Origin of the sequence: Spirillospora sp. NPDC049652 (assembly GCF_040675125.1) — a bacterium.
GTDB lineage: Bacteria > Actinomycetota > Actinomycetes > Streptosporangiales > Streptosporangiaceae > Spirillospora.
The window spans coordinates 1-2,687 of sequence record NZ_JBFAOF010000945.1 but is presented as its reverse complement, the minus strand read 5'-3'; the positions used below and the strand labels follow the sequence as shown (position 1 = coordinate 2,687).

General features: G+C 76.3%; 2 protein-coding genes. Both read right to left on the bottom strand.

Features of this window, described 5'->3' with window-relative positions:
- Window positions 1-24: 24 nt before the first annotated feature.
- Entirely contained in the window at window positions 25-753 is a 729-nt protein-coding gene (locus AB0J52_RS35230) for a beta-ketoacyl synthase N-terminal-like domain-containing protein (RefSeq protein ID WP_500187245.1), read from the bottom strand.
- Window positions 750-2,687, bottom strand: a 1,938-nt coding sequence (locus AB0J52_RS35225) for a non-ribosomal peptide synthetase (RefSeq protein ID WP_500187244.1), incomplete at its 5' end; no start/stop codon positions are given. The genes AB0J52_RS35225 and AB0J52_RS35230, both read right to left, overlap by 4 nt.

Here is a 2,687-nt window from a genome sequence, read left to right as displayed (position 1 = left end):
GGGACTTTCTCCAGAGAGAGGCCCTTATGGGGGAAGAAGGCCGGGTGCCGGCGAGCTTGACAGTATCGCGAACGCGCGGCAGTGCCCGTCGGACGAGAAGATCCCGCCGGGCCGGAAGAGGTAACCCGTGACCTGCGCGGCGCGCACGGTCGCCCCGCCGGCGAGCGCGAGGTCGCACTCGCCGGACAGCAGCGCCTGGCAGGCGAGGTGGACGGCGACGAGCGACGTCGAGCAGGCCGTCTGCACGGTCAGCGCCGGGCCGGTGAGGTCGAGCCGGTACGCCAGCCGGGTCGCGACGTAGTCCTTCTCGTTGGCGATGGCGCGGGCGAAGGTCTCGCCGTCGTCGTCGGTCGGCGGCAGCAGCGGCAGGTAGGAGTTGTAGTAGGTCCCGGCGTAGACGCCGACGGGCCCGCCGGTCCGGGACGGGTCGTGGCCGGCGTCCTCCAGCGTCTCCCAGGCGCACTCCAGCAGGACGCGCTGCTGCGGGTCCATGAGGTCGGCCTCGCGGGGGCTGATGCCGAAGAACTCGGCGTCGAAGCGGTCGGCGTCCTGGAGCACACCCTGCGCCCGCACGTACGCGGGGTCGGCGAGGAGGTGCTCGGGGACGCCCGCCCCGGCGAGCTCGGCGGCGCTGAACCGGGTGATCGACTCGACGCCGTCGCGGAGGTTGCGCCAGAACGCGTCGCGGTCCCGCGCGCCGGGGAACCGGCACGCCAGGCCGACGATCGCGATTTCCAGGCCGGTCTCGGTCAACGGTCCTCCCCGGGGGCCGCGCCGCGCCCGCGCCGCCGCTCCAGCAGCCGCTCCCGCCCGGCCGCCGCCCGGCGCGGCACGTCGGAAGCCGATGCGCCGGAAGCGGGCGCGCCGGGGTCGGTGGCGTCGGGGTCGGTGGTGTCGGGGTCGGTGGTGTCGAGGTGTTCGGCGAGGGCGCGGACGGTGCTGTACATGAGCAGGGTCGACTTCGGGACGGTCCGCCCGGTCTCCGCGTGGAGGCGTTCGGCCACCCGGGCGAGGGCCAGCGAGTCGCCGCCGAGTTCGAAGAACCCGCTGGTCGGATCGACGTGCGGGACATCCAGGACGGAGGCCCAGATCGCGGCGATCACGCGCTCGGTGTCCTTCGGCGCGGCCGGCGCGGCGGCGGGTGCCCCGGCGGGCGTCTCGGCGGGAGCCGGGCGGACGGTGGGCGTGTAGCGCTCGGTCAGGCGGACGCGCTGCACCTTGCCGGTGGTGTTGCGGGGCAGTTCGTCCACGAAGAAGACCCGGCTGGGGACCTTGTGGTCGATCAGGCGGCGGGCGGCGAACGCGCGCACGCTGTGCTCGTCCACGCCGACGCCCGGCCGGGTGACGACCGCGACCGCGACGTCCTCGCCGAGCGTCGGGTGCGGCAGGCCGAACGCGGCGGCCTCGGCGAGGCCGGGGTGCCCGGCCAGGGCCCGGTCCACCTCGGCGGGCGCGACCTTCGAGCCGCCCCGGTTGATGATCTCCTTGGACCGGCCGATGACGAACAGGTAGCCGTCCTCGTCGAGGTAGCCGTGGTCGCCGGTGCGCATCCAGCCGCCGGTGAAGGCCGCCTCGTTCGCGGCCGGGTCGCCCGCGTACCCGGCGGTCACGTTGCCGCCGCGGATCGCGATCTCCCCCGCGCCGAGCGGCGGCAGGACCCGGCCGTCCGGGTCGAGGACGGCGACCGGCTCGCCCACGGGCACGCCGACCGAGCCGACCTTGCGCGGACCCGGCGGGAGCGGGTTGCAGGTGACCAGCGACGCCGCCTCGGTGAGCCCGTACCCCTCGACCACGGGCGCGCCGAAGAGGTGCTCCAGCCGTTCGAGGACGGTGTCGGGGAGCGGCGCGGACGCCGAGCGGATGAACCGGAGCGGGACGGCGGGGCCCCGGCCGGTGCGGTCGGCCTCGTCCAGCAGGGCGCGGTGCATCGCGGGCACGGCCGTGTACCAGGTGGGCCGGAACTCCTCCAGCCAGTCCATGAACGCGGCGGCGTCGAAGCCGGGCGGGCACACGATCCCCGCGCCGTGCACGAAGGACGCCAGGAGCGTGCTGGTCAGGCCGTGCGCGTGGAACATCGGCATCGGGTTGAGGCAGCGGTCGGCGGGCGTCAGCTCCAGCGCCCGGCCGGTGTTCCAGGCCGCCGTCAGCAGGTTGGCGTGGGTGAGCGGGACCATCCGGGGCAGGGCGGTCGTGCCCGACGTGAACAGGGTGAGCGCGACGTCCTCGGGCCGGGTCCCGGCCCGGTCCTCGGGGACGGGCGGTCCGACCGGGTCGCCGTCGAGCGTCCAGACTCCGGCCGGGTCGTCCGGGCGGACGGCCAGCTCCAGCGTCGGCACGCCGAGCCGCTCCGCCGCCGCGACGGCGTCCCCGTCGTCGCCCGGCGGGACGACCAGGGCCTTGGCCCGCGTCCCGGTGAGGAAGTGCGTGAACTCCTCCGGGCGGTGCGCCGGGTTGAGCGGCACGCACGAGGCGTGCGCCGCGACGGCGAGGAACGCGGTCGCGAGGTCCGGCCCGGACGGCAGCGCGAGCGCCACCGCGTCCCCCGGGCCGAGGCCCAGCCCGCGCAGCCGCCGCCCGGCCGCGTCCACCTGGCGGGCGAGCGCGCCGAAGGTCAGGGCGGGCCGTCCCGGCGCGGCGAGCGCGACGCCGTCCGGCCGTTCGCGGGCCTGGCGGTCCACCAGGTCCCG